Consider the following 24,543-nt stretch of genomic DNA (forward strand, 5'->3'; position numbering starts at 1 on the left):
CACTCGCTCCTTTGATAAATTCGGATCAAATATATCCATAAAATCTTGCACAGGTTGTTCACGAATCCATCTACCCGAATATGGATATCCTCCACTTTATGAATGGTTTAAAAGAAATTCGCGGCATTCACATCATCCAAGAAGGAACGAAACGACTCATATACATAGAAATTTCTTGATAATGCCCAGTGAAGAGGAGAATGCCCAGTAGAATCATAATAATTCCGCTAACCTTCTTAACCGATAATGATTGAGAAAGCTGAGCTTATGCAAAGATTGCGCATACAGTAATGAAACCCCAAGAAACGGGAGTCCCAGTCCCATGGAATAAATGAACAGCATACTTGTTCCCGCCATCATGGTTCCGGAATTTGCCGCCAGGGTTAAAATTGAACCAAGGACTATCCCAATACAAGGTGTCCAACAAGATGCAAACACCATACCAAAACCAACAGACCCTATGAAGCTTGTGGTCTTTTTCGGTGGTTTAGCAACTTTTTTCTCTGAAAGCAAAGCGCGAATCGTAATGATGCCAGACATTTGCAGCCCAAACAGAATAATGATAATGCCTCCAATTTGCTGGATGGCGTTCCCGTACTGGGAGAAGGCGGCACCAATCAGTGTTGTTGAGGCACCAAGCAAAATAAAAATGACGGTAATCCCTAAGATAAAGCCGATGCTTCGGGAAAAAATCAGTCATCGATCCGCATGAACTTCCCCTGCAGAAACATCGGTTCCTGTCAAATGTGCCAAATAGGCGGGAACGAGCGGAAAAATACAGGGAGAAAAGAAAGATACCAGCCCTGCCATGAAAGCTATTCCTAATGAAACGTCGTCCATATCGCTGAACCTCCCAACATACGTTTTGTCATCGGGGTCATGGTTCAGCAGCTGCCAATGCCTCGTCAATCACTGCTTGAATTTTGTCATAGCCGGAAGGATCATCGATGACTTTATCATTCACCATTTCCTCATCAGCTTGGCAATCGTTTAGCAAGAAAAGCGCGGATATAACATACATTCGGCCGATACGTTGCAAAGCATTTCCCCGCCTTTACCTCTGTTGTCATCTCCGTACAAACAATAAACAGATAGTTATTATTACAAAAGCAACGAGTGCTAAAAATGGGATCGTGATAAACCCAAACCAGTTAATATATTCCGCGCTGCATGGCACGCCCGAGGCACAGGGAGACACACCGCCAAACCCCGGTATTTTCTGTTCGGCGTAATGAAGCGCTGCCGTGATAGCGCCGATGATTGAAAAAGGAAGCGCGTAAACGCGAGCGCCAAAATCAGAGCGGAAAGTCGCAATCCCGAGAATAACCACAAGGGGGTACATGGCTATTCGCTGATACCAACACATTTCACATGGAATAAATTCTTCAACTTCACTAAAGTATAAACTTCCAATTGTCGCGATTATCGATACGATCCAGGCGGCGTAAAGGAAAAGGCTTTGCCGCATCATGATTCGGCTGCCGCCAATTCCTCGTCAATCATTTCTTGAATTTCATCATAGTCGAAAGGATCATCGATGACTTTATCATTCACCATAATCATGGGAGTAGCCTGGACGCCATACTCCTCGATCACCTCATGGTCATCTTCAATCCGGTGCAGCATTTCCTCGTTAGCAATCGCGTTCTCAAGTTCTTCCTGGTCCACGTCCGACGCGTGTTCTTCGGCTATATTCAAGAGCATATCTTGTGTAACTTGAGAGCCTTCCTGTCCTGCTTGTTGCATAAGCGCGTGATGGTAATTCCAGAATTGCTCAGGGGCTTCTTCATGAACGGTCAGTGCAGCCAAGGAAGCCTGTAAGGATTCCTCACCGAACCCAATATAATTATAGAATGAAAAAGAAACATCTCCGTTATCAACGTAGTCATCATAAAGCTGGGGCACGATCTCGCTATCCCAATATAAGCAGCCCGGGCATTTATAATCTCCGAATTCTACAATTGAGACCGGTGCTGATTCATCTCCGGCCGTCGGAACATCCTCAATCGGTGGAGATCCTTCATCCGCTATCGTACTGCCACCACTATTAACGACGAACAATAATGCCCCCATGACAATGACAAGGGCAAGTGTAAGGATGACGAGCATTTTTGTAGGTGCTGTTTTTGATTGTGTTTTTCTTTTTGTATTCGCCACTTCTTTCACCTCTGGCACATTTATAACACTGAACTGGGGCTAAAAAATACCATTAAAATCAGCCACCACCTGTCATACTATCGCCCCTCATCGAATCGACATGCCTACAAACCTTCGAGTGCCTACCCAGGCCATCAAAACCGTAAACAGGGCCATCCCCAACAAACTATACTCAACCGGCATATGACTGATTTCAGGTGTGAAAATGGCTCGAAAAGCCTCACTCACATAGAGGAGCGGATTGATTAAAACTAACACCTGCAACCAAGGAATAGCGCTTAGTTCTGGCCAAGGGAAAAAGGTCGCTCCCAAGAGTACCATGGGAATCAAAAAACCGGGAAATAGCGCCGGGATTTGCGGAGGTTTAACGATTGTACCCAAAAGAAGGCCGAGAGATGCCGAAGTGAGCCCGGCTAAAATCAAGATGGGCACAAAATAGCCCACATTTTCAAAGGTAACACTTAAGTTTGCCCCCATAATCAGCCAAGCCAAGGGCAACACAATCAATCCTCCCAGCCAGGCCTCCAGAACCCCTATCGTCATTTTGGAAAACGCTACATAGCGAGGGTGTAACGGGGCCAATAACCGATCTTCTATTTCACGGGTCGTTCCAAAATCCAGAGAAATGGGGATCGCAACGCTGTGAATACCGGACACCATCACACTCATGCCGAGAATACCGGCAAACATGAGCGTTGGGAATCCTTCCGGTACCTGACCAATCGTGGGCAAAATAAATCCGAAAAGCAGAATAAACATAAAGGGAAGCATTGCCACACGATAGGCAAATTCCCAAAAATCGCGAAACGTAACGAGAAGATCACGCTGTACCATAGCCCAAAAAGATGACATCATCGTTGTTCCAACCCCTTTCCGGTCAGATGGACAAACACATCATTGAGCGTACTTAAGTGCAGATTCATACTCAAGATGTTTACGTCCTGGCTTCTCAACCACTTCACCAGTTCACCCAGGTCTGGTGTGGCATCTTTCATATAAAAACGCAAGGTTCCCATTTCAGCGGTCGCATCTTCAACTTCAGGTAACGTTTTGGCTTCGGAAAGCAATTCATCTCTGACATCACCTGTACGAACGGAAACCACATTTTGCCCGGGCACCAATTTCTTGAGTTCTTCCGGTGTATTCAACGCTTTTAATTGGCCTTCATGAAGAATCGCGACCCGGTCACATAGTTGTTCTGGTTCCTCCATATAATGCGTCGTTAAAAAGATAGTGGTTCCTTGGGCATTCAGTTTCTTGATTTCCTCCCACAGCAGTACCCGGGATTGGGGGTCAAGACCTGTCGTCGGTTCATCCAGAAAGAGGATGTCTGGATCATGCATCAAAGCTCGGGCAATCTTCAAACGTTGAGCCATGCCCCCTGAAAAATTGACTACTCGATCATCCGCCCGTTCGGTAAGATCCATTAAATCCAGAAAACGATCCGCTCGTTTAGCTGCCTCATCCGAAGGTAAATTAAAATAACGAGCATGAAACAAAAGGTTCTCCCGAGCGGTTAAACCCCGATCCAAATTGTTATGCTGAGTGACGATACTGATTCGCTTGCGCGTATCGGTGAGGTTTCCCCAAATCGATTTTTCAGCCAGAATGATCTCACCGCTTGTCGGACGTATTTGCGTGGTCAGCATCCCCATCGTTGTCGTCTTTCCCGCACCGTTAGGCCCCAAAAAGCCAAAAATCTCTCCACGGTTCACTTCGAAATTCACATCACGAACGACATCAATTTGACTGTTTTTTGTTGAAAAAGTTTTACTTAAGTTCTCTACATTCAGGATCGTTTGAGTCATATCCATCTCCTTCTTACCTTTTGTATACATGATAAACTCAGTCATCACCCACTGTTCGATCAGTATGATGACTGAGCCATATTAAGTTATATTTAGCTTGCCATCTGGCGACATTGTAATGCACACTGACGGCATATCTCGGCACACTGTTGACATGCCTCATCATCAAATTTGGCGCATTCTTCAGCACACGCCTCACAAATAGAGGCACATACTTGGTGAAGTTCTGTACTGAACTCACTCTGCCGGGCCATGAACCGAGCAGTCAATACACAAATGTCGGCACAATCTCTCACCAGTTGGAGACACTCCGTTCTCTCTTGCACATCCGGTGCATCCAGACATTCTGTATAGCACTTTTCACAGGCTGTTACACATTCACGGCACAACTCAATACACTTTTGAAGTTCTGTATTCAAAATCGTTCACCTCCCTTTAACCTGTTGCCTATTATCATAAAGTCTGTTGTACTGTACAGGGTCAAGGGCTTTGTCATTTATTAAACTAATACATTAGCAAGAAATTCTTATTCAACATAAAAAGGACGCAATCCTTAATTAAAGGAAAGCGCCTGTGAAGCACCTTGCTGTAGATTAACAGCCGTAAATATACACAAATTGTTCCCCTGTTTCGGTGAATTATTTACCTAGTATCTCTGCTTCTAAAGTATCGAAATTAACCCCATTATTGCTGCAGCAATCCGCTAATTTCCCGTCAATAGCAACCGCTGGGATCGATTGAACCCCATACTCTTTAGCTTTATCTTCACATTCGTTTGTGTCACATTTCTTATTCAAATCATACACAACAACTTCATGCTCACTGTATTGCGTAAGGTCTTTGACTTGTTTTACAGTCCTTTCACAGATAGGGCAACCTGACGTAAATACTTCAACTAATTTTTCAGCCATCTTCGATCTCTCCTTTAGATAGGTTTGTAATGATTGGACATTGGTCTTTCGGGACACCTGAACCTGGACATTTTGCTGCTAATTCTTCTAATAATGATTTCATCTGTATAAACTCGTGTATTTTTGAATCAATTTCTTGGATTTTATTATTCGCAAATTGATACATTTCCTCTGATTGAAAGTTTTCGTTATTAGAAGCACATAGCAACTTTTTAATTTCCTCTAGAGTAAATCCGATATCTTGGGCGCGTTTAATAAATTGAATGTCTTGAATCACCTCTTTCGGAAACATTCTGTAACCAGATTCTGTCCGAGGAGGTTCAGAGATAAGTCCACGTTTTTCATAATATCTCACTGTCTCAATATTAACGTTAGAGCCTTTTGCTATTTGACTTATCGTTAGACCATTCATGTCCTTTCCCTCCTCAGTTATTATTATAGAGTCTGTACCCAACTACAGGGTCAAGAGCTTTTTAAAAAAAGAATGATTCAATTCATACGCATGATAATTCTTTAACAGATAGTAAGTAGTGTTCATATAAATTTCATGAACTTATCATGTCGTTTTCGCAAATTGTTGTATACGGTGGCCGATTTCATCCCGTACTCGTTGAAATACACGCCACTTCTCTTCCTCTGATCCTTCAGCTTTCGCCGGATCATCAAATCCCCAATGTTCACGGCGTATATGCGACGGTGTCATCGGACAACGATCCGCCGCATCACCACAAAGCGTCACAATCATATCAACGTCATTCCATAAGTTCGTATCAATAACGTCTGATGTTTGATTAGAAATATCAATATTGACTTCGTCCATGGCTTTGATTGCATTTGCATTTAAACCATGAGCTTCGACACCTGCACTGTACACATGCCATTCCTTACCTAAATAATGTTTGGCCCCTTCGGCCATTTGGCTGCGGCATGAGTTCCCTGTACAAATAAAATAGATCGTTTTTTTCGACATGATGGGTTCACTCCTTTTCTTTAACTAATGATCATTAACCAGAGATAGAGGCCGAGTAAGGTGATAAATAAGACGGGTAATGTAATGACAATGCCTGTCTTAAAGTACGTCCACCAGGAAATTTTTACACCCTTTTGAGTAAGGACGTGTAGCCACAATAATGTTGCTAACGAACCAATCGGGGTAATTTTTGGCCCCAAGTCTGAACCGACCACATTTGCATAAACCATTGCTTCTTTCATCAATCCCGTTGCAGCTGTCGTATCAATCGCTATGGCATTGATCATGACCGTTGGCATATTGTTCATGATCGAAGACAGAATAGCTGCTAAAAAGCCCATACCGTTGGTTGCCGCAAAAACGCCTTGCTCGGCAACATATTCAAGTCCTGAAGCTAGAACATCCGTTAAGCCAACATTTTGCAGACCAAACACGACGACATACATCCCAACCGAGAAAAAGACAATGTTCCATGGCGCACCTTTTATCACTGATCGTGTTGCAACAGCAGGGCTTTTGCTAGCAATCGCTAAGAAAATAAGTGCGATGATCCCGGCAACAATGGATACAGGAATATGTAGGAACTCACTAACGAGATATCCAATTAATAATACTGCTAAAACAAACCACGAGATCCGAAACATTTTTTCATCTTTAATGGCTGTTACAGGCTTTTCCAGTTTTTCATAATCGTATCGTTTTGGAATGCTCTTTCTAAAGTATAGATACAAAACAAGAATACTGGCCACTAATGAAAAGAAGTTAGGAACAATCATCCGTGTTGCATATTCAATAAATCCAATCCCAAAAAAGTCCGCCGAAACAATGTTGACTAAGTTACTCACAATCAACGGTAGCGAGGTGGCATCGGCAATAAATCCACTCGCAATAATAAATGGAAACACCATCGTTTCGTTAAAGTTCAAAGAACGTACCATCGCCAAAACAATAGGCGTTAGAATTAAAGCCGCACCGTCATTGGCGAAAAATGCAGCGACGATGGAACCTAAGATACAGACATATACAAACATGAGCACGGCATTTCCTTTGGCCGCACGCGTCATATGGAGGGCCGACCATTCGAAAAAGCCTATCTCATCCAAAATTAAAGAAATAATAATAACGGCAACAAACGTTAAGGTCGCATTCCAAACAATGCTTGTAACTTCAATGACATCGCCAAAAGAAACAACACCGAGAAGTAATGCGACAATGGCACCACCACAGGCAGACCAACCAATATCAAGGTTTTTAGGCTGCCAGATGACCAAAACGAGCGTAATGATAAATATAGCAGATGCTAAAATGATTGAAATCAACGTATGCGTTCTCCCTTACTATATCAAGTGTTTCTTTCTCTAAGAGTATGGTATATACCCTATTAAAGGCAGCCAGTGGCCGCCTTCATGATTACATAAAAGTTGCATGGGAAATTAACCTGCGCAACATGTATCTTCAGTTTCTACTACGTCATCCTTTGTATAAAAATATTCCCACTCGTTACCATCAGGATCCGTAACCCAAAACTTATCTTGGAGAGCGTAGCAACATGTTGTATCCATTTCTTCTCGAGCAAAGAACCCAACTTTTTCAAGCCTTTCTTTATGTTGGGTCACTTCATCTTTGCTTTCCAACTGTACGCCTAAATGGTTAATCTGATTTCCTTCCACTTGTTCTTTCGGTGTTAATATTAAGTTCAAATTTGGATCAACCGTTAGGAACTTAATATAATCGTGCTTTTCCTTTGCAGGCGTAGCGCCGAGCATATTTTCATAAAAGGCTTTACTCTTCTCTAAATCTTTCACGTTTAACCCGATGTGCACGTTGGTCATACATACATCTCCTATATCATCAATTTTTTTTGATTTATTGGATTCAAAAAGTTACTAACACTTATTGAATCCAGGTTTAAACACACAACATAATTCATCTGAGAGTACCCGATCCATTTCCAATTCGTTAATCTCATAAAAACTCCATGTACCTTTGGTTTCTCTCGCTAAAAGGTTAGCATCCATTAGTATTTTTAGATGGTATGACAGCTTAGACTGACTCATATCTAACTCTTCCTCAAGGTCACAGACACAAGTTTTTCCTCTTCTACTCAACAGATGAAGTAAATGCAATCGTTTTTTATCTGCTAAGGCCTTAAACGTATGTTCATACTTCTCTAAAGTATTAACGGAGAGTTCATCAACGGGTGATACTACCTTCAAAATCATCCACTCCTTCCATCAAATATTATTGATTAATGGAATAGTACCATAAGTGCTGACAATAAATCAAGTTAATTTGATATATCTCTTTTCTTCAACAATCGTGTAGCGAGATATTTCTATTTAGCAAATGCCCGATTGCGGTTTCAGTATAGAAATTTATAGTAAATAAACTTTTACCCAGTAAAGAACTAAATTATCAATAAACATTAGCGGCACAAATTTGGCACCACAACATTCGAAACTGGATCATTTTTTGGCACAATACCATTTTTATTGATTTTAAAAGGTCCAAAATTATCCCTTTATATCAAGGGTTAATGCTCCTTTTATAGTGATACGGTAAAATGATCAAAAACGATTTTAAACCCCTTCCCATCAATGGTAAGGATGAGGTCACCGGTTCAAGCCCGGTAGGAAGCTTTGTGATCGAAATTATACGGCCCATTGGTCAAGTGGTTAAGACACCGCCCTTTCACGGCGGTAACAGGGGTTCGAACCCCCTATGGGTCATTTTACATAATACTGCACGACATGTGCTTTGGAGGATTAGCTCAGCTGGGAGAGCACTTGCCTTACAAGCAAGGGGTCGGTGGTTCGAGCCCGCCATCCTCCACCATTTCAGTACAGTGCCGACCTAGCTCAATCTGGCAGAGCAACTGACTTGTAATCAGTAGGTTGGGGGTTCGAGTCCCTCGGTCGGCACCATATATGGAGGGGTAGCGAAGTTGGCCAAACGCGGCGGACTGTAAATCCGCTCCCTTTGGGTTCGGCGGTTCGAATCCGTCCCCCTCCACCATTTTGGGCCATAGCCAAGCGGTAAGGCAACGGGTTTTGGTCTCGTGATTCCCAGGTTCGAATCCTGGTGGCCCAGCCATTTATATTTTTAATGTGAGCCATTAGCTCAGTTGGTAGAGCATCTGACTTTTAATCAGAGGGTCGGAGGTTCGAATCCTCCATGGCTCACCACTTATACATAGTAAGTAAGTCAGGGGCCTTAGCTCAGCTGGGAGAGCGCCTGCTTTGCACGCAGGAGGTCAGCGGTTCGATCCCGCTAGGCTCCACCATATATTTGATTTAAAGTTGTTTCCTGTTATGGGGAGCAACTTTTTTTATTTTAGATAGATTATATGCTTAAGCAAAATGATTATGTTCAAACTATTTAATACAAAGGCTACTGCTGCTGTTAACTTTTATGAAGTTAATTATAACGATCTTGGTTAGGTTAATTGCAGGCCAATAAAACCCTAAAGTATTGATACAATGCAGTTGAAAGCGTATTCAAAATTGCATATTTATTCATGATTTTGTCCAGTTGAACCATTTTATAATTGGATATAAAATGATTCCAGGCTTAAAGGAGGTTTATAGATGAAGAATAATGTCGGAATAATAGGCGCACCTATAACAATTGCACAACCTAACCTTGGTGTAGATTTTGGACCAAATGCAATTAGATATGCTGGGCTTGCAAAACGGTTAGATCAGTTAAATATCACTTATAATGATTATGGTAATATTAATATAAAAAATGAGGGATCAGATAAACAGGATCCCAAAACTAATTTGAAAAACTTAGACGAAGTAGTGAAGGGAAATCAGCAAATTGCTGAAGAAGTTAAACTCGTTAAGAAAAAAGGTGAGTTTCCCTTAATCCTAGGGGGCGATCATAGTATTGCGATTGGGACACTTGCTGGTTTGTATGAGTTTTATGATCAATTAGGCGTTATTTGGTTTGATGCGCACGCGGATTTAAATACAGGAGAAACTTCTCCATCTGGAAATATTCATGGTATGTCTTTAGCAGTTAATTTAGGTGTAGGAGATGAACAATTAACTTCGATTAACGGTAATCAAAAGAAAGTAAAACCAGAAAATACTATTATAATTGGCGCTCGCTCTATTGATGATGGTGAACGAGATTTTATTAAAGAGCAGGGAATTAAAGTGTATACCATGTATGACATTGAAAGAAAAGGAATGGAAAATGTCATGAAAGAAGCTATTCAGTACTTGAAAGGGCGAGTGGATGGAGTCCATTTAAGTTTAGATGTTGATGGAATTGACCCATTACATACCCCAGGAACTGGAACACGAGTAGTTGGGGGACCATCATATCGTGAAACCCATATGGCGATGTCGATGTTACATGATGCAGAGGTACTTACGTCTGTTGAAGTTGTAGAAGTCAATCCTCTTTTAGATGATCAAAATAAGACCGCAGAAGTAGCTGCTGACATAATAGCTGCTACATTTGGAGAAAAATATTTATAATTAATTTTGCCGAGCATAAAATTGTGCTCGGTTTTTTTGTTCGCTGAAATCTTTGCCTTTAAAGAATGGTCATTCGAACGTGGCGACACGAAAAAACTTATTATTATGATTTAAGAAATGCACAACTGCCAATTCTCAAAAATTGGCAGTTGATGTATAATTATAGAAGTGGATTGTTCGTTAGGGGGAGAATTATGGAGGTTGATGGGGAGACTACAAGGTGTAAAGATAATAAATTACTTGAGGATATTGTTTCAACCTATGATCATGAATTATACCGTCATTGTTACCGGATGCTTGGTTGTTTTTATGATGCTGAGGAAGTCACGCAAGAAACATTCTTGAAAGCTTATCAACATCTTTATAAATTTGAAGAAATCAATCAAATAAAACCATGGTTGTTCCGGATCGCGACAAATTTATGTATTGATCGGATGCGGAAAAAGAAACCTATTGCTATTCTTGATCAAGTGATTAAAGGAACAGAGCACTCAACACAACTAGAACAATTAGAAAGTCAGGTATTAACGCCTGAGGAGAATATGATTTATCAAGAGCAAAACCAGTTGATATGGGATTATATTAAAGGATTAGCACCTAAATATCGGTCGGTCATTTTATTACGGTATTTTAGCGAGTTCTCACTAAATGAAATTGCTATTGAATTGAATATCCCAGTCGGTACAGTTAAAACTAGAATTTTTAGGGGTAAAGAAGCTTTAAAACAGAGGATGTTAGCGACAATTAAGCACTAATCAATAATTCAATGGTTAGCATCTAGTGTGAGAATCACTTCAAGTAAGAAGAAATAGGAATTTATTAAATATACATTGATTTAAGTCATTTTAAAATATGATATAATGAAAGAGATTTATTAAGCTTCTTATGAATATTTGTGCGTGAAGGAAGTGTAGGCATGTTGTGGGAAGAACTTGACCTATTACAAGTGCTCAGGATCGTTGTTGATATTGCTCTTGTATGGTTCGTTATATATAAGTTATTTTCAGTGATAAGAGGAACAAAGGCTGTCCAGTTGTTAAAAGGGATCTTTGTTGTATTAGGGATCTGGTTTTTCAGTTCGATATTAGAATTGAAGACTGTCCAATGGTTGGTTTATCAAGCTATCACCTGGGGTTTCCTTGCGGTGATCATCTTATTCCAACCTGAAATTCGTCGTGCTTTAGAACAGCTAGGTCGTGGAAGCTTCTTTGCGAGAAACACCCAATCAGAGGAAAAAGCAATAAACGAACAAATTGATGCTATTGTTAAATCATGTAATTATATGGGTAAAAGGAGAATTGGTGCTTTAATAACGATTGAACGTGAAACGGGAATGAGTGATTATGTTGAAACAGGTGTTTTGGTAAATGGTAGGTTAACGAGTGAACTACTGACAAACATCTTTATTCCTAACGCACCACTGCATGATGGAGCAGTCATTATAAAGGGTGATGAGATTGTTGCTGCAGCTTGTTATTTACCGTTAAGTGAAAGCCCGTTTATCTCAAAAGAGTTAGGGACAAGACATAGAGCAGCTATGGGAGTTAGCGAGGTTACTGATGCATTAACGTTAATCGTTTCTGAGGAGACTGGGAACATTTCCGCAACTAAAAACGGTGAACTTCATCGAAAACTAGATGAAGAGTCTCTTCGTAAGTTATTAATGAAAGAACTAAATCCTCAAGAACGCATGTCTTCTTCAAAGTCTTGGAGCTGGAGGGGGAAGCGAAATGGATAATTGGATTAAAAGCCCGTGGTTTACAAGAATCGTATCATTGTTTCTTGCGATTTTGTTATATACAACTGTAGCCATTGATGAAGCCAATACATCGCGTTCAAATGATATCTTTCTTCCAACTGGTTCATCAGATGTTGAAACAATGGAAAATGTACCACTCCATGTAGATTTAGAAGAGGAAGATTACGTTGTTAGAGGTGTACCTGATACCGTTAATGTAACAGTTGAAGGCCCTAGAAGTGTCATTACACAAACGGTTCGCCAACGAAACTTTGATGTATTTGTTGATTTAAATGAGTTAGGTACGGGCCAACATGAAGTAGAAGTGACCCATTCGGGAATATCCAGTCAATTATCAGTCTATATAGAACCAAGAACAGTCGAAGTTACGATTGAAGAGCGCTCTACCGTTTCGTTTCCTGTTGAAGTTGACTTCTATGGGCGTGATGAAGATGAAGGAGAGTTTGATGAATTTACAGGTGAGCCTGAAGTGGCCCCAGAAGAAGTTGAAGTTACGGGCTCGAATGCAGAAGTAGACCGAATAGCTATGGTAAAAGCCTTTGTAAGTTTCTCTGAACTAGCTCAGGAAGGTGAAGTGTCAGATGCCCCAATAAGAGTATACGATGCTGAAGGAAATGAATTAAATGTTTACGTCGACCCATCGACTGTTAATGTCGAGGCAGATGTTTCGGTAAATGAAAAGAGATACCCACTTACCTTCGAAACGGTTGGAGAACTTGATGATGACCTAGTTCTTCAAGGTATCGATTTAAACCCAGTTTCGGCTACTTTGTTTGGTAGTATTGAGCGATTAGGTGAAATTAATATACTTGATCCAATTGAAATTGATTTATCAGAAATAGAAGAATCAACTGTTTTGGAATTTGACTTACCAGTTCCACCTGACATCTCAAGAGTTGACCCGGAAATTGTGGAAGTAGAAGTGGTGGTAGAAGAAGCCGTTGAGGAAACATGGGAAGATGTTGAGGTTGAAGTTGAAAACTTAAACGATGACCAAGAGTTAACGTTTATTGAGCCAGAAGACCCGTTAGTTGATGTCCAATTAATTGGTACTCAAAGTGATCTAGATGACCTTGCCCAAGAAGATATTAGAGTTTGGATTGATGTTGATGGTCAAGTTGAAGGTGAATTTTATGCTAATGTACAGTTGGATGGGCCAGAAGATGTTCGACTTTCATCAGAACAAGAGCGAATAAGAGTTAGAATCGAATAAACAACTACGAATGATATGATGGGATTTAAGAAGGAGCGGAATGATAATGGGAAAATACTTTGGGACAGATGGAGTCCGTGGTGTAGCTAATACAGAATTAACACCAGAGCTTGCATTTAAGTTAGGTAGGTATGGAGCTTACACTTTAACACAAAACACAACTGAGAAAGCTAAGCTACTAGTTGGCCGCGACACGAGAATTTCAAGTGAAATGCTTGAAGGAGCATTGGTAGCAGGGATTCTATCTGTTGGTGTAGATGTTATGCGTTTAGGTGTGATTTCAACACCAGGTGTTGCTTATTTAACCAAAGCATCAGGTGCTCAAGCTGGTGTCATGATCTCTGCATCTCATAACCCAGTAGAAGATAATGGCATTAAGTTTTTTGGTGAAAGTGGCTTTAAATTAAATGATGACCAAGAACGTGCTATTGAAGCGCTCTTAGATGCTGAGACAGATGAGCTACCAAGGCCAGTTGGAGTGAACATTGGTCAGCCTATGAATTACTTTGAAGCTGGTCAGAAGTATTTACAACACTTAAAACAATCCATTGATACAGATTTTGAAGGTATGAAAATTGTGATTGATTGTGCTCATGGTGCGACCTCATCACTTGCTTCTCATTTATTTGCTGACTTAGAAGCAGAGTTAGTCTCAATTGGTGCTTCACCAGACGGTACCAATATTAATGATGGTTATGGTTCAACAAGTCCAGAAAACTTACGCCAAACAGTAATCGAGCAAGAAGCAGATGTAGGGTTAGCATTTGATGGTGATGGTGATCGTTTAATTGCTGTAGATGAAAAAGGTAACATTGTTGATGGCGATAAAATTATGTACATCTGTGGTAAGTTTTTAAAGCAACAAGGCCGATTGAAAAAAGATACGGTTGTGACAACAGTGATGAGCAATATTGGTTTATATCGTAAGTTTGATGAATTAGGTATCGACACGGTTAAAACGGCTGTGGGTGACCGCTATGTGATGGAAGAAATGTTAAAAAGTGACTTTAATTTAGGTGGAGAACAATCAGGTCACATTATTTTCCTAGATTATATTACGACTGGAGATGGAATGTTATCGGCACTGCAATTACTTAATGCCATGCGAGAAACAGACCAACCATTATCAGAATTAGCAGGTGAAATGGAGAAGTTCCCACAAGTACTTCAAAATGTTCGAGTCATCGATAAGCAAGATGTTCAAGTTGACAGGAGAGTTCAAGAAGAGATTGATCGTGTAGAAGAAGAACTAGGGGCTAAAGGTCGCGTATTAGTTCGCCCTTCAGGAACGGAGCCGTTAGTACGCGTGATGGTAGAAGCTCCGACAAAAGAAGAGTGTGAAAAGTATGTTTCTCGAGTTGTTAGGGTAATTGATGAAACATATGGCTTGAAAGATGCATAGAATAAAGTAAGCATGAGGGATGATTTAATCATTCCTTATGCTTCACTTTTGTCATGAGAGATGTTTTAGTCTTTACGACTGAGTAAAAATTTCTCATAAATTGTAATTGACCCATATTACAATTATAAGTAAAATATGGGTAGTCCTTTAAAGGATTGATTCAGAAGATAGAAAGGAGCATAGTTAGTCGTAATGTTGTTAAAGCGCCAGGGCTATTTCTTTGGACGGAGAAGAGAAATAGTTGACGAGGAGGAGGTTTAATCGAGTGTTCGGCGGATGCCTCCCAGTTGTTACACCTCAACTGTAACGTATGAAGTGAAAACATAGAGGCAACTCTATGCACAACCACCTCATACAAGGTGTTACAAAAATACACACGAGAAAGGGGCAAACAATCGCCCCTTATGAAGGAATGCCTTTGTTTGCCTCTTTCGATCAGGAGGTAACACAATATGTGCGGAATTGTTGGATATATCGGAAATCGAGATGCGAAGGAAATATTATTAACAGGCTTAGAAAAGCTAGAATATCGTGGGTATGACTCAGCGGGAATTGCGGTACGTAGTGATGCTGATACAGAATTATTTAAAGTTAAAGGACGTATTGCAAACCTACGTGAAGCAGTTGACGAATCCGTATCAGCTAATATTGGAATTGGTCATACGCGTTGGGCAACTCATGGTGAGCCAAGTGAAACGAACGCTCACCCTCACCAAAGTTCATCAGGCAGGTTCACTTTAGTTCACAATGGTGTCATTGAGAACTATGAAGAGCTTAAAAGTGAATACTTGCAAGATGTTAACTTTGTGAGTGAAACAGATACAGAAGTGATTGTTCAACTAATCGAACGTTTTGCAAAGGAAACAGGAGATTCGCTTGAAGCGTTTCGTCACACAGTGAGTTTATTACATGGTTCTTACGCATTAGCAGTATTAGACCGTAAAGAGACAGACACTGTTTACGTTGCTAAGAATAGAAGTCCACTACTTGTTGGTTTAGGTGAAGAGTTTAACGTTGTTGCAAGTGACGCAATGGCGATGTTACAAGTAACGGATCAGTTCGTTGAGTTAATGGATGAAGAAGTGGTCATCGTTCAGAAAGATCGCGTACAAATTCAAAAGTTAGATGGTACATCAGTTGAGCGTGAGCCATTTGTCGCTGAAATTGACGTGAGTGACATTGAAAAAGGCACGTACCCTCACTTCATGCTTAAAGAAATCGACGAACAGCCTTTTGTGATGCGTAAAATCATCCAAGAATACCAAGATGATCATGACCAAATTAAACTAGATGAAGATATTCGTCAGGCGATGGCAGATTGTGATCGTGTTTATATTATTGCAGCAGGCACGAGCTATCACGCAGGCTTAATTGGTAAAGAATTTTTAGAGAAGATCGCACAAGTTCCAACAGAAGTTCACATCGCAAGTGAATTTTCATACAACATGCCATTACTATCTGAGAAACCACTTTTTGTCTTTATTTCACAAAGTGGTGAAACAGCAGACTTACGTTCAGTATTAGTTGAAATAAATAAACTAGGTCATCCAGCGCTTACGATTACAAACGTACCTGGGTCAACCCTTTCTCGTGAAGCGGATTACACATTAAACTTATTTGCAGGACCAGAGATTGCTGTTGCTTCAACTAAAGCATATACTGCCCAAATGGCTGTATTAGCTATCCTAGCTGTTGATACAGCGCGTGCTAAAGGTTTAACATTAGATTTTGATCCGTTAAAAGAATTAGCGATTGTCGGTAATGCAATGGAAACATTGTGTGACCAGAAAGATCAATTAGAGCAAGTTGCACGTGATTATTTATCAACAACACGCAATTGCTTTTTTATCGGACGTGGATTAGATTACTTTGTCGGGTTAGAAGGTGCACTGAAGCTTAAGGAAATTTCATATATTCAGGCAGAAGGATTTGCTGGCGGAGAATTAAAGCACGGTACGATCGCTTTAATTGAAGACGGCACACCTGTGATTGCACTTGCAACTCAAGATCATGTAAACAGCTCTATTCGTTCAAACGTACAAGAAGTTGTAACACGTGGTGCCAACGCATGTATCATTAGCCCTGAAGAGCTTTATCGAGAAGGCGATGCATTTGTCATTCCAACCGTGCATCCATTACTAACACCGTTAGTTTCAGTGCTACCGTTACAAATTATCTCTTACTATGCAGCACTGCATCGCGACTGCGATGTTGATAAGCCGAGGAATCTGGCTAAAAGTGTGACAGTGGAATAAATGTGGTATAATAAGCTACAGACAGTGTAAGTTTAAAATAAAGTTGCGACGTTTGCAAAAAAGATGCGATGTTTAAAACAAAAGTCACGATGTTTATAAAAAAGTTTCGAAGTTTCACCCCTTTGGATATGATTGTCTAAAGGGGTGTTTTTGTGGCGAAACGAAAAAGAACATCTAAAGTCGATAAGTGGATTAAAGAAGGTAGAGGAACTGGCAGTGGGGCAGATTATCAGCCTTGGCTAAAAGTTCAAGATGTTTCCTCATTAGGTCGGTCAACGAGATTAAAAGGTACAAAAGCCGGTAGACAACATGAGTTTTTATCGGATTTGGAACGAAATTACTTTTATTTGACTGAATTTTCCGATGTTCCGTCTTAACTACGTGTAAAAAAGTTTGGGGAAAGTCCACATACTATTTTCCGGTAGTGTCAAGAAGTTTATGTAAATCTTTTCGGGTACCCCCATATGTTCTTTGGGTATAAGGTTCATACAGGGGCTAGCCCCTGTATGAAAAAATCCCAATAGACTGCGTACCGCGAACTGGGACAAGGCGAACTAGGCAAGTACCTACATCAAACGGCTCTTATCAAAACCTTTAGAGCTCTTGGGCTGAAATCGGTTAGCGCGTATGGGTAACGTCGTAATGCGTAAGGTGAAGAACATCGGAAAGCCGTATGCGGGAAACCGCACGTACGGTTTGATGAGGAGGGACTGAGACCTTATCAGTCCTTTGCTCTACAATTAATGTCTGGCATAATTCAAACCTAGGTTGTATGCTCGGTTCATCCACGCTTCCATATATCCAGGCTGAGGTTTGATCGTTTCGTATAGTAGTTCAAATTTAGAGTTTGGGATTCCGCAATAATCAGCTAAACCGACATTGAAGTAATGTGACATCATTTGATCATAATGTCTTTTCTCGAATCGTTCAATTGGAGCACCTGCTAGGCTAAGCCATAACACTCGTTCGTGATGAAGTTTACCAGGGCCATAAGCAAAACCCCAATTCCAAACACGATCTATATATCCTTTTAGCATAGCAGGCATACTCCACCACCAAAGTGGGAACACAAAAGCCAACGCATCGTGTTCTTGCATTCTTTTCATTTCCCTCTCTACCTCAGAAGAATAATGTTGACGATTAGCTGACCAATCTGGTTCATCTTTTTCCCACAACACTGGATTGAAATCGCTGCGGTACAAATCTAATACTTCTGTTTCGTGTCCTGCCTCTTTAAGCCCTTGTACGAAACAGTCTGCAATCGTAAAAGTTAAGGAGTCCTTCCTTGGGTGTGTGACAACTGTCAGTACTTTCATTAAAAGCAACCCTCTTTCCAATAGTTTTTGTGATTGTTATATGGGAATGATAAATCTATATAATTAAATATCGAAAAATAACGATATAAAAACTTAAGAAAAACTGCCTTAAAGTTTTTCTTTCAAGTATATGGCCGCTTCTTGAATGGTGTTCTCATTTCTTCTATAATAGGTCCACTTCCCGCGGCGTTCAGATTTTAATAGTCCAGCTTTCTGCATCATAGATAAATACTGAGATGTGGTTGATTGGGATAGGTTTGTCTTCTGTTGAATAACTCCTACACAAACACCGCCTTTCTCATCAATATTTCTTGGTGATTTATCAGGGGGATTATCAAAATGTTTTTCAGGTTCTTTCAACCATCTCAGTATTTCTAATCGCATTTCATTGGACAAGGCTTTATAAATATCAATATGTCTCATAAATTAAGTCTAATCGTTTTTTCTCGATATGTCAATATAAAAAACATTTTATTGTTGTTCGTCCGTGATATTGTCATAGTGTAACTCTTCAGTGAAAATGTCATATATGGGACAGGAGAGAATTTCATTGATTAAAGTATTTTCCGGAAATTAAATGGTTTTATCAGAGGTTAAAGAGGGAGTTACTATGAATTTTGGTTTAAAAAATGAAGACTTAAATGAGATAAATAACCTATTAAGTCGATACCCTGAGGTTGAAAAGGTGATCGTTTTCGGCAGTCGAGCAATGGGCAATTATAAAAAAGGTTCAGATGTTGACCTTGCCATTATGGGTAAGGAGATCACTCAAGAGACGCTTAATCAAATTAACTTCTGGTTGAATGAAGAATCATCGATGCCTTATTTTTTTGATGTGATACAATATGAACAGATTTCTAATGACAGTTTAAAGCAACATATTGATGAAAGTGGATTTGTACTACTACCATACTAGGAGGAACACAAATGGAAAACAACCTACAACTTCGCCCATTAGAAAAAGAAGATTTAGATTTCATTTATAAGATGAGAACCAACCCAAATATCATGGACTATTGGTTTGAAGAACCTTATACAACGAAGGAAAAAATGGTTAAAGAATATGAAAACGCGCTAAATAGTGATTCACACAGATCTTTTATTCTTTTTCACTCAAACGAGAGAGTTGGGTATCTCGGTCTTTTTGATATTGACCAGCGTCATCGTAACGCAGAGTTTGCTATTATGTTCGATCCTGATCATCAAGGTAAAGGTTATGCAGCGCCGGCTACAAGGTTGACAGTTGAGTATGGTTTTAATCAGTTAAATTTAAACAAAATCTTCCTATACGTTGTCAAACACAATGAAAAAGCTGTTCACCTTTATCAAAAGGTCGGATTCAAAATTGAAGGCGAACTGAAAGAGCACTTCTTCGTGGATGGAAGTTATCATGATACGCTCATGATGGGATTGCTGCGGGAAGATTATGTGCCCGGAAAATAAGTTGACGGTTTCTGAAACGGTGTAGTCGTTTCAAGTGGAAAGTGATCAAGGTCATAAACAAGAGTAAGCAGATCGCCCCATAGGGAAAGAGGAGCTAAACCAAGAAATTGGTTCATTATAAACGGGATGGTAAATTATATAGAGAAAATCGTAAATTTAATACGATTTTCATTTCATAAAGCCAAAAGCCCAGTTAACCTTTATTGATTATCTGGGCCAAACCACATACTATCTTTATTTACTTCAAACTAATCGTTATCTTTCCGTTCATCCGCTAAGTCATTAATTTTTTTAGCAGCTTGTTCAACCATTTCGTCAACAGACATAACAATGTCTGTATCGTATTTTGGCTCTTTTGAAATATCGAACTGGAGTTCCTCAGCATATGGTGCAGCCCTATTCAACTTTTGAAGAAGAGATACGAAAGAATTGAGTATATTTTTAATTCCAGTAATTATTCATAATGTCACGTGTCCATTGGGGTTGTACTGTTGATTCTGTTGGAAGGAATTATTTCATAACTGGTTTAATATCTAATATCGGTGTCTCGTTAATGCAATTTTATAAAAAAGTTTAATCAAGTTCTAATGTGATCTTCAAAATCGCGCTTCGTTTGATAAAAAAGATAATGCAATATAATCATGACTGAAGTTGATATGATTGATCCCTGACTACTACCGTTTCTGGTTCAAATCGTACGAACATCCAGTCCATATCACCTAACACAGCACTGAAGCGTGGATCCCATCGTTCTTGTTTTCCCATATAACGATTTAATAGACGTTCTACTCGTGCAGCATCTTGTGGCACAAGGGTCGCTTTTCCACGGAAACCAACATGGTGGACCAGTCCTGTTTCAACGTTAAAATCCACTACCCCAATAGCAGATCGGGGGTCACGTTCAATCCGTTTCGGAAAGGAGTCAGTCCTGTAGTTTCCAATAATCCAGATTTTCTCATTTTCCCATAAAAACCATACAGGCGACTCGCGAGGACCATCCTCATGATAGGTAGATAAGTGAGCAAAAAGGGGACGTGAGAGGATTTCTTCAAGAAGACGTCGGTGCGCACTCTCATCAACGCCAAACTGAGCACCAGTATTTTGGACAATTTTCATAAATATAGACCTCCTAAACTGCAGTTTTTCTTCAAGAATATGGCCTGATTGCGGCAGGTTGCTTTCCATAAAAATACCCTTTGGATAGTTTACGTGTTCTTATTCACAAATTACCCAAAAATTTGGGCTACAATTCCGAATAATGTACAGTTCTATCTCCTGCGGTTTTTTTATTAATCTTATTTTAAAAGAACAATCTTTATTATTGTAGCTTTAAAATAAAATTTGATCAAAAATAACTCACAAACCCTTATATTCCCGTAAACATAAGGATCCATTTTGAAAAAAGACTGCAAAATGGATTTCAAATCTTCGTTTGGTTTTTTATAATAAAGTCTGATTATTTCACTTTTCCATCAACAATGGATGAGATTCACCAATCACTTACAGCCTAAATAAACTGACGACTTCGTTTTAAAAATTATGTGTGATTAGAAATCCATGAATACCTGTTCCCACTTAACCCAATAACTCCTTATAACCATTTGAAGTTATAAGGAGACAAACGCTTTCCTTTTTTAAAATTGTATTGTTATTCATAGCTTGATATAAAGCGCCTAATACCAAGGAAGAAGAACGTTCTGCATAAATTCCGATTTTTGATAAGGATTTTGATAGATAGCAGCTTTCTCAGTTGGGATAACATGAACATGACCTTCCGATTCCTTTATAGCCTTAATACTTTGATAAGTCACAGTTGATTAAGTCCGTATAATTGTGTAAAAAAGAATGAGTCATTTCACTCCCTCTTGGATACAATGTTTTTAAGCCAAAAAACAAGAAAAGGGGAATTGAAATGACTCAATTACAGTTTAACCTAGACATGGGCCTTTTAAAAGATTCAGTTGTAAATTCTGATATGGAGGAGGTAATTAAAACAGCTATTGTCTTATTATTAAATGAATATATGGAAAAGGAACGTGATGAATACCTAAAGGTTCCTTCATATGAACGTTTTGATTATAGAAATGGTTATTACGAAAGAAAACTTGTATCAACTTTTACAGATAACTAAGGACTTGACTAGATTCGTTATCTTTAGGCAAGTAATGCATATGGGATGCTTCACATCAAATATGTCAACAAGATTGGCAGTCCTCCTGTGACCATTAGCAAACCAACGATGAGGAGCCACGCTAATGGGCGGGCGAAGTTAATCGTCCAGCCTACACCAAACCTCTTTTCCATAAACAGTGCTGGATCGTGACGATTGACATAAAATATCCCTAGTTTCCAATGACGGTCAAGATCGCGTTCGATTTTGTCCTCACGTCCGTTTTTGTCAGTGATACGGATTCGCGTACCCCCTTGCCCCGTTGAGAATGCTAAGACAATGGCCCCAATTACGATGACGGCTGACAATCCCAGAGTCGCAGTTGTGATAACCCAGTCTGGTAGTGTATAGATGAACGAAAGCTGAATGACAACAAACAGTAGAACCATTACTGTTCCATTTACTATAGTAAAAGCAGACCACCGCCGACGAAAGCGACTGCTTTGTTTCAAAGACTTTTCTGGATTTGAAGGATCCACAGACTGCTTCGCGATGCGGATAACGTAACTCACTCCGATAAAAACGCCAATCATGATTAGCTGCATCATCGGGATGAAGGAAACACTGAGCCATGATTTTTCTGCTGTACGCGTCACCTCACCCTCGAAATTGTACTGTAACGGGATGGTATCTGGAATCTGATCATAAGTCATTACTGTCAGCAAAACTGTCCCCGCCCATATCGCTGCTGAAACCCAAAACCAATGCATAGAATGGGTCAATCCCCTTTGTTGAAATCTTATATCGACAATGGTGCGCTCTACTTTGTCCCTCTCCCAATCTTTGTCTTTTTTCAACTGTTTCATTTCTAAGTGAAATTTCAAATATACGCAAAATGCAAGGATGACTAAAGAGACGACAGCAAGCGGAATCACCCCTCCTGTTATTAAAGGTGTATACTGCCACACGATGATTGAAAGAGCCAAAATGAACAAAGCCGTTCCAAACATCCAACGTAAGTAACGCTTGCGCATCTCTTCCAATTCGGGGTTTTGGTACATTTCTTCCGGAATTGAAACCCCAAAACTTTCTGTTCGCCGTGTTAAATAAGGAATTGAAGCCAACACCAAAAATACGGGTATAAAAATAATTGCTAGTAACGTCCATGATATTGTTGTTCCCACTCGTTTCACTCTCCTTGAATATCATCAAAGTATTGTCGGCACATTTGCATGAGGGTGTGTTTATCCAATCCTCTACACATTGATTCAGCGATGAGCGGACGCATTTCTTGTTCCAATTTGCTCCGAAATGTATCGTCTGCTTCGGGGATGCCTTGTGGGTTGATAACAGCTCCCTTTTGTCGATGGATTTGAATGTATTCATCTTGTTTAAGAAGTCCATATACTTTGTTTACTGTATGCAAGTTGATACCGATATCAGAAGCCAAAGAACGGACAGACGGCAATGTATCACCCGGTTGCACTTGTTTTGTAGCGATCCCTTCGATAATTTGATTCTTTAACTGTTTGTAAATTGGAATGTCAGATTCAAAATCGAGTTCGATCAGCATAAAGTTCCCCCTTCGTGATTCATAGGTAGAAAATGAGTGATGTTAGTTATTATATCTGTTATACTTATAATATAACAGATAGCGTAATGATGTCAATAAAGTTTGTATAGTTGTGCGGAAATGACCACAGAGGCTGCGCTCCATTTCTCAGCCGTGTTTTCAAAAAGAGAAATCTATAAGAAATGTGATTCTATTCCACATGCTATGATAAGGTTGCCAGGGTCAACATGCTTATAGTCGTGGTACGATAGGAATGCTGGTTGAAGTCCGGAGACAGTTTTCGAAATATGGAATATTTCAAAGTCATCGGAGAAAAAATCGAAAAGATTGATGTCTACTTCGGATATGATTTGCGAAATAGGCTCATTTCTTCCACTGAAGGGAGGAATAACGATGGCGGAGAAGATAGAGGATCGGTAGTAAAAAAGAAAAATCATCTATTCGCAGATGGTTTCTCTGGCCAGATTTATTGAAGGTCCCAATGGTGAGATCGACTGGGGAATACCCGATGAAGAATTGTTCAGGTACATTAATGACCAAGAAATCACCTTTGACACTCACCTGTACGGAAGAAAAATGTATGAGAACATGGAGGGATATTGGGCGAATTTAAACGAAAACCCTGCTGCCACGGAACACAAGGTCCAATTTGCCCGCACATGGCGAGAAATATCCAAAATCGTCTTTTCGAAGACGTTGGAAAAGGTGGAGTGGAACGCAAAGTTGGTAAGAGAAAATATCATGGAAGAGATGACACAATTGAAATCTCAATCTGGAAAGAATTTGTCGCTCGGTGGTGCACATCTCGCTTCGACATTTATGAAGCTCGACTTGATCGATGAATATCAGCTTTACGTCCATCCTGTTCTCTTGGGGAGAGGGACACCGTTATGCAGGGCAATAGAAGATATAATCCTTCTCAAATTTGTTGAAGCGAGAACGTTCTCTTCAGGAGTCGTTCACTTCGCTATCAGAAGTCGAAATGATAGAAAAGGGAGGCATGATTACAAAAACGATTTAAAATTATTAATATAAAAGGGATATTATTCAAAAATGAAAATGACAGTTAGCGGGCTTTAATTTATTGTAGTATGCTAATGATGCTCGATAAATGGAAGATAAGAGGAAAGCTAGAG

General features: G+C 39.9%; 29 protein-coding genes, 7 tRNA genes and 2 pseudogenes. 18 read left to right on the top strand and 20 right to left on the bottom strand.

Translation table 11 applies throughout. From position 1 onward, the window contains the following. Positions 1 to 213: 213 nt before the first annotated feature. From ABDZ63_RS09620 to ABDZ63_RS09680, 14 genes are all read right to left on the bottom strand, one after another. Positions 214 to 642, bottom strand: coding sequence for a cytochrome c biogenesis CcdA family protein (locus ABDZ63_RS09620; RefSeq protein WP_486300817.1), 429 nt, complete (start codon positions 640 to 642; stop codon positions 214 to 216). Positions 643 to 696: 54 nt separating this feature from the next. Beyond that, positions 697 to 840 (bottom strand): cytochrome c biogenesis CcdA family protein, encoded by a 144-nt coding sequence (locus ABDZ63_RS15850; RefSeq protein WP_486300818.1) that lies wholly within the window; start codon positions 838 to 840, stop codon positions 697 to 699. Positions 841 to 877: 37 nt separating this feature from the next. After that, complete coding sequence (locus tag ABDZ63_RS09625; RefSeq protein WP_343783315.1) at positions 878 to 1,039, bottom strand: hypothetical protein; 162 nt, start codon at positions 1,037 to 1,039, stop codon at positions 878 to 880. Between the two features lie 27 nt (positions 1,040 to 1,066). Further along, positions 1,067 to 1,471 carry a disulfide oxidoreductase gene (locus ABDZ63_RS09630; protein ID WP_343783316.1) on the bottom strand — a complete coding sequence of 135 codons (405 nt, stop codon included), beginning with the start codon at positions 1,469 to 1,471 and terminating at the stop codon, positions 1,067 to 1,069. Continuing rightward, the gene (locus ABDZ63_RS09635; protein ID WP_343783317.1) at positions 1,468 to 2,175 is read right to left on the bottom strand and encodes a thioredoxin domain-containing protein; all 708 of its coding nucleotides are present in this window, start codon (positions 2,173 to 2,175) and stop codon (positions 1,468 to 1,470) included. The genes ABDZ63_RS09630 and ABDZ63_RS09635 overlap by 4 nt, the downstream gene beginning before the upstream one ends. Positions 2,176 to 2,244: 69 nt before the next feature. Next, positions 2,245 to 2,991 (bottom strand): ABC transporter permease, encoded by a 747-nt coding sequence (locus ABDZ63_RS09640; RefSeq protein WP_343783318.1) that lies wholly within the window; start codon positions 2,989 to 2,991, stop codon positions 2,245 to 2,247. 17 nt (positions 2,992 to 3,008) lie between these two features. Further along, positions 3,009 to 3,995, bottom strand: coding sequence for an ABC transporter ATP-binding protein (locus ABDZ63_RS09645; RefSeq protein WP_343783319.1), 987 nt, complete (start codon positions 3,993 to 3,995; stop codon positions 3,009 to 3,011). 62 nt (positions 3,996 to 4,057) lie between these two features. Beyond that, positions 4,058 to 4,384, bottom strand: coding sequence for a four-helix bundle copper-binding protein (locus ABDZ63_RS09650; RefSeq protein ID WP_343783320.1), 327 nt, complete (start codon positions 4,382 to 4,384; stop codon positions 4,058 to 4,060). A 219-nt stretch (positions 4,385 to 4,603) separates the two neighbouring features. Next, on the bottom strand, positions 4,604 to 4,876 hold the full coding sequence (locus tag ABDZ63_RS09655) for a thioredoxin family protein (protein WP_343783321.1): 273 nt from the start codon (positions 4,874 to 4,876) through the stop codon (positions 4,604 to 4,606). Then, positions 4,869 to 5,288: a MerR family transcriptional regulator gene (locus ABDZ63_RS09660; RefSeq protein WP_343783322.1), complete on the bottom strand. Its 420-nt coding sequence runs from the start codon at positions 5,286 to 5,288 to the stop codon at positions 4,869 to 4,871. The genes ABDZ63_RS09655 and ABDZ63_RS09660 overlap by 8 nt, the downstream gene beginning before the upstream one ends. 144 nt (positions 5,289 to 5,432) lie before the next feature. Further along, complete coding sequence (gene arsC / locus ABDZ63_RS09665; RefSeq protein WP_343783323.1) at positions 5,433 to 5,846, bottom strand: arsenate reductase (thioredoxin); 414 nt, start codon at positions 5,844 to 5,846, stop codon at positions 5,433 to 5,435. A gap of 20 nt (positions 5,847 to 5,866) precedes the next feature. Beyond that, positions 5,867 to 7,165 carry an arsenic transporter gene (locus ABDZ63_RS09670; protein WP_343783324.1) on the bottom strand — a complete coding sequence of 433 codons (1,299 nt, stop codon included), beginning with the start codon at positions 7,163 to 7,165 and terminating at the stop codon, positions 5,867 to 5,869. A gap of 114 nt (positions 7,166 to 7,279) precedes the next feature. Next, the gene (locus tag ABDZ63_RS09675; protein WP_343783325.1) at positions 7,280 to 7,678 is read right to left on the bottom strand and encodes an ArsI/CadI family heavy metal resistance metalloenzyme; all 399 of its coding nucleotides are present in this window, start codon (positions 7,676 to 7,678) and stop codon (positions 7,280 to 7,282) included. A gap of 54 nt (positions 7,679 to 7,732) precedes the next feature. After that, positions 7,733 to 8,062 carry an ArsR/SmtB family transcription factor gene (locus ABDZ63_RS09680; RefSeq protein WP_425541977.1) on the bottom strand — a complete coding sequence of 110 codons (330 nt, stop codon included), beginning with the start codon at positions 8,060 to 8,062 and terminating at the stop codon, positions 7,733 to 7,735. 441 nt (positions 8,063 to 8,503) lie between these two features. Here ABDZ63_RS09680 and ABDZ63_RS09685 point away from each other — a divergent pair. The 14 genes and pseudogenes from ABDZ63_RS09685 to ABDZ63_RS09750 all read left to right on the top strand — a co-directional run. Then, a tRNA-Glu gene (locus ABDZ63_RS09685) sits at positions 8,504 to 8,575 on the top strand. Between the two features lie 30 nt (positions 8,576 to 8,605). Continuing rightward, a tRNA-Val gene (locus ABDZ63_RS09690) sits at positions 8,606 to 8,681 on the top strand. A gap of 12 nt (positions 8,682 to 8,693) precedes the next feature. Further along, a tRNA-Thr gene (locus ABDZ63_RS09695) sits at positions 8,694 to 8,770 on the top strand. Between the two features lie 5 nt (positions 8,771 to 8,775). Further along, positions 8,776 to 8,861 (top strand) — tRNA-Tyr (locus ABDZ63_RS09700). A 3-nt stretch (positions 8,862 to 8,864) separates the two neighbouring features. Next, positions 8,865 to 8,939, top strand: a tRNA-Gln gene (locus ABDZ63_RS09705). A gap of 16 nt (positions 8,940 to 8,955) precedes the next feature. Beyond that, positions 8,956 to 9,031, top strand: a tRNA-Lys gene (locus ABDZ63_RS09710). Positions 9,032 to 9,053: 22 nt separating this feature from the next. Further along, positions 9,054 to 9,129 (top strand) — tRNA-Ala (locus tag ABDZ63_RS09715). 304 nt (positions 9,130 to 9,433) lie between these two features. Continuing rightward, a complete protein-coding gene (rocF, locus tag ABDZ63_RS09720; RefSeq protein ID WP_343783327.1) occupies positions 9,434 to 10,336 on the top strand; it encodes an arginase in 903 nt (300 codons plus the stop codon). Between the two features lie 194 nt (positions 10,337 to 10,530). After that, the gene (locus ABDZ63_RS09725) at positions 10,531 to 11,091 is read left to right on the top strand and encodes a sigma-70 family RNA polymerase sigma factor (protein WP_343783328.1); all 561 of its coding nucleotides are present in this window, start codon (positions 10,531 to 10,533) and stop codon (positions 11,089 to 11,091) included. A 161-nt stretch (positions 11,092 to 11,252) separates the two neighbouring features. Further along, the gene (gene cdaA, locus ABDZ63_RS09730; RefSeq protein ID WP_343783329.1) at positions 11,253 to 12,074 is read left to right on the top strand and encodes a diadenylate cyclase CdaA; all 822 of its coding nucleotides are present in this window, start codon (positions 11,253 to 11,255) and stop codon (positions 12,072 to 12,074) included. After that, entirely contained in the window at positions 12,067 to 13,308 is a 1,242-nt protein-coding gene (locus tag ABDZ63_RS09735) for a CdaR family protein (protein ID WP_343783330.1), read from the top strand. Before cdaA ends, ABDZ63_RS09735 begins: the two co-directional genes overlap by 8 nt. Positions 13,309 to 13,354: 46 nt before the next feature. Continuing rightward, on the top strand, positions 13,355 to 14,710 hold the full coding sequence (glmM, locus tag ABDZ63_RS09740) for a phosphoglucosamine mutase (RefSeq protein WP_343783331.1): 1,356 nt from the start codon (positions 13,355 to 13,357) through the stop codon (positions 14,708 to 14,710). Between the two features lie 452 nt (positions 14,711 to 15,162). Further along, entirely contained in the window at positions 15,163 to 16,965 is a 1,803-nt protein-coding gene (gene glmS, locus ABDZ63_RS09745) for a glutamine--fructose-6-phosphate transaminase (isomerizing) (RefSeq protein ID WP_343783332.1), read from the top strand. A gap of 152 nt (positions 16,966 to 17,117) precedes the next feature. Continuing rightward, a pseudogene (locus tag ABDZ63_RS09750) lies at positions 17,118 to 17,330 on the top strand (TnsA endonuclease N-terminal domain-containing protein); the annotation flags it as partial. Positions 17,331 to 17,705: 375 nt separating this feature from the next. Here the strand turns inward: ABDZ63_RS09750 and ABDZ63_RS09755 are convergent. Then, entirely contained in the window at positions 17,706 to 18,281 is a 576-nt protein-coding gene (locus ABDZ63_RS09755) for an NAD(P)H oxidoreductase (protein ID WP_343783333.1), read from the bottom strand. 108 nt (positions 18,282 to 18,389) lie between these two features. After that, positions 18,390 to 18,704, bottom strand: a complete 315-nt coding sequence (locus ABDZ63_RS09760; RefSeq protein ID WP_343783334.1) for an ArsR/SmtB family transcription factor — start codon at positions 18,702 to 18,704, stop codon at positions 18,390 to 18,392. 187 nt (positions 18,705 to 18,891) lie between these two features. On the opposite strand from ABDZ63_RS09760, the gene ABDZ63_RS09765 reads away from it, so the two are divergent. Beyond that, complete coding sequence (locus ABDZ63_RS09765; RefSeq protein WP_343783335.1) at positions 18,892 to 19,197, top strand: nucleotidyltransferase family protein; 306 nt, start codon at positions 18,892 to 18,894, stop codon at positions 19,195 to 19,197. An 11-nt stretch (positions 19,198 to 19,208) separates the two neighbouring features. Further along, positions 19,209 to 19,724 carry a GNAT family N-acetyltransferase gene (locus ABDZ63_RS09770; protein WP_343783336.1) on the top strand — a complete coding sequence of 172 codons (516 nt, stop codon included), beginning with the start codon at positions 19,209 to 19,211 and terminating at the stop codon, positions 19,722 to 19,724. A gap of 248 nt (positions 19,725 to 19,972) precedes the next feature. On the opposite strand, the gene ABDZ63_RS09775 is transcribed toward ABDZ63_RS09770, so the two are convergent. Both ABDZ63_RS09775 and ABDZ63_RS09785 read right to left on the bottom strand, forming a co-directional pair. Beyond that, on the bottom strand, positions 19,973 to 20,128 hold the full coding sequence (locus ABDZ63_RS09775; RefSeq protein ID WP_343783337.1) for a hypothetical protein: 156 nt from the start codon (positions 20,126 to 20,128) through the stop codon (positions 19,973 to 19,975). Positions 20,129 to 20,363: 235 nt separating this feature from the next. Beyond that, on the bottom strand, positions 20,364 to 20,840 hold the full coding sequence (locus tag ABDZ63_RS09785; RefSeq protein ID WP_343783338.1) for a pyridoxamine 5'-phosphate oxidase family protein: 477 nt from the start codon (positions 20,838 to 20,840) through the stop codon (positions 20,364 to 20,366). 796 nt (positions 20,841 to 21,636) lie between these two features. Here ABDZ63_RS09785 and ABDZ63_RS09790 point away from each other — a divergent pair. Further along, positions 21,637 to 21,831 (top strand): annotated as a pseudogene (locus ABDZ63_RS09790) (transposase); the annotation flags it as partial. Between the two features lie 74 nt (positions 21,832 to 21,905). Here the strand turns inward: ABDZ63_RS09790 and ABDZ63_RS09795 are convergent. Beyond that, positions 21,906 to 23,018, bottom strand: a complete 1,113-nt coding sequence (locus tag ABDZ63_RS09795) for a DUF1648 domain-containing protein (RefSeq protein WP_343783340.1) — start codon at positions 23,016 to 23,018, stop codon at positions 21,906 to 21,908. Positions 23,019 to 23,023: 5 nt separating this feature from the next. Then, the gene (locus tag ABDZ63_RS09800; RefSeq protein WP_343783341.1) at positions 23,024 to 23,407 is read right to left on the bottom strand and encodes a GntR family transcriptional regulator; all 384 of its coding nucleotides are present in this window, start codon (positions 23,405 to 23,407) and stop codon (positions 23,024 to 23,026) included. Between the two features lie 447 nt (positions 23,408 to 23,854). Here ABDZ63_RS09800 and ABDZ63_RS09805 point away from each other — a divergent pair, with 447 nt between their 5' ends. After that, on the top strand, positions 23,855 to 24,442 hold the full coding sequence (locus ABDZ63_RS09805) for a dihydrofolate reductase family protein (protein WP_343783342.1): 588 nt from the start codon (positions 23,855 to 23,857) through the stop codon (positions 24,440 to 24,442). Positions 24,443 to 24,543: the final 101 nt, after the last annotated feature.

Source organism: Alkalibacillus silvisoli (assembly GCF_039521975.1).
Taxonomy (GTDB): Bacteria; Bacillota; Bacilli; order Bacillales; family Alkalibacillaceae; genus Alkalibacillus; species Alkalibacillus silvisoli.

Excerpts from the sequence above, each read along its gene's own strand:
- ABDZ63_RS15850 (WP_486300818.1), bottom strand. The coding sequence starts at position 840 with ATGGACGACGTTTCATTAGGAATAGCTTTCATGGCAGGGCTGGTATCT.
- ABDZ63_RS09630 (WP_343783316.1), bottom strand. The coding sequence starts at position 1,471 with ATGATGCGGCAAAGCCTTTTCCTTTACGCCGCCTGGATCGTATCGATA.
- ABDZ63_RS09640 (WP_343783318.1), bottom strand. The coding sequence starts at position 2,991 with ATGGTACAGCGTGATCTTCTCGTTACGTTTCGCGATTTTTGGGAATTT.
- ABDZ63_RS09645 (WP_343783319.1), bottom strand. The coding sequence starts at position 3,995 with ATGTATACAAAAGGTAAGAAGGAGATGGATATGACTCAAACGATCCTG.
- ABDZ63_RS09655 (WP_343783321.1), bottom strand. The coding sequence starts at position 4,876 with ATGGCTGAAAAATTAGTTGAAGTATTTACGTCAGGTTGCCCTATCTGT.
- ABDZ63_RS09660 (WP_343783322.1), bottom strand. The coding sequence starts at position 5,288 with ATGAATGGTCTAACGATAAGTCAAATAGCAAAAGGCTCTAACGTTAAT.
- arsC (WP_343783323.1), bottom strand. The coding sequence starts at position 5,846 with ATGTCGAAAAAAACGATCTATTTTATTTGTACAGGGAACTCATGCCGC.
- ABDZ63_RS09675 (WP_343783325.1), bottom strand. The coding sequence starts at position 7,678 with ATGACCAACGTGCACATCGGGTTAAACGTGAAAGATTTAGAGAAGAGT.
- rocF (WP_343783327.1), top strand. The coding sequence starts at position 9,434 with ATGAAGAATAATGTCGGAATAATAGGCGCACCTATAACAATTGCACAA.
- ABDZ63_RS09725 (WP_343783328.1), top strand. The coding sequence starts at position 10,531 with ATGGAGGTTGATGGGGAGACTACAAGGTGTAAAGATAATAAATTACTT.
- cdaA (WP_343783329.1), top strand. The coding sequence starts at position 11,253 with ATGTTGTGGGAAGAACTTGACCTATTACAAGTGCTCAGGATCGTTGTT.
- ABDZ63_RS09735 (WP_343783330.1), top strand. The coding sequence starts at position 12,067 with ATGGATAATTGGATTAAAAGCCCGTGGTTTACAAGAATCGTATCATTG.
- glmM (WP_343783331.1), top strand. The coding sequence starts at position 13,355 with ATGGGAAAATACTTTGGGACAGATGGAGTCCGTGGTGTAGCTAATACA.
- glmS (WP_343783332.1), top strand. The coding sequence starts at position 15,163 with ATGTGCGGAATTGTTGGATATATCGGAAATCGAGATGCGAAGGAAATA.
- ABDZ63_RS09755 (WP_343783333.1), bottom strand. The coding sequence starts at position 18,281 with ATGAAAGTACTGACAGTTGTCACACACCCAAGGAAGGACTCCTTAACT.
- ABDZ63_RS09760 (WP_343783334.1), bottom strand. The coding sequence starts at position 18,704 with ATGAGACATATTGATATTTATAAAGCCTTGTCCAATGAAATGCGATTA.
- ABDZ63_RS09765 (WP_343783335.1), top strand. The coding sequence starts at position 18,892 with ATGAATTTTGGTTTAAAAAATGAAGACTTAAATGAGATAAATAACCTA.
- ABDZ63_RS09770 (WP_343783336.1), top strand. The coding sequence starts at position 19,209 with ATGGAAAACAACCTACAACTTCGCCCATTAGAAAAAGAAGATTTAGAT.
- ABDZ63_RS09785 (WP_343783338.1), bottom strand. The coding sequence starts at position 20,840 with ATGAAAATTGTCCAAAATACTGGTGCTCAGTTTGGCGTTGATGAGAGT.
- ABDZ63_RS09800 (WP_343783341.1), bottom strand. The coding sequence starts at position 23,407 with ATGCTGATCGAACTCGATTTTGAATCTGACATTCCAATTTACAAACAG.
- ABDZ63_RS09805 (WP_343783342.1), top strand. The coding sequence starts at position 23,855 with ATGGTTTCTCTGGCCAGATTTATTGAAGGTCCCAATGGTGAGATCGAC.